We start from the raw sequence: 516 nt of genomic DNA, 5'->3' as shown, positions 1-516 counted from the left end.
AATTCGGAGCCTTTATAGCTCAAAATCATCAAAATCACTGTTTGATAAATCAGAGTCAATCTGACCAACCAAGTACGAACTAATTTCAGTCTCTTGCGGGGCGACCTGCACATTGTCAGACGACAACCACGTGTTGATCCATGGGATTGGGTTTGATTTTGAGTTCGGGAACGCCGCTGGCAAGCCGACGGTCTCCATACGCAAGTTAGTGATGTATTCGATGTATTGGCAAAGGATGTCTTTGTTTAAACCAATCATAGAGCCATCTTTGAACAGATAGCCTGCCCATTCTTTTTCTTGCTCAGCAGCTTTGCGGAAGATTTCGATACTTTCATCGAAACATTCGGCGGCAATCTCGACCATCTCAGGATCGTCACGACCGTTGCGCATGAGGTTCAGCATGTGCTGCGTACCTGTCAAATGCAGCGCTTCGTCACGAGCGATGAGTTTGATGATTTTGGCATTACCTTCCATCAATTTGCGCTCAGCAAAGGCAAACGAGCAAGCAAACGATAC

Annotated in this window: 1 protein-coding gene; it reads right to left on the bottom strand. The window is 46.1% G+C overall.

The window, feature by feature from the left end:
- Positions 1 to 12: 12 nt before the first annotated feature.
- Positions 13 to 516, bottom strand: a 504-nt coding sequence (locus ACS8FC_RS20915) for a ribonucleotide-diphosphate reductase subunit beta (RefSeq protein ID WP_439298193.1), incomplete at its 5' end; no start/stop codon positions are given.

The organism is Psychrobacter sp. 1Y4 (assembly GCF_051847555.1).
This window is presented reverse-complemented; position numbering and strand designations above follow the sequence as displayed.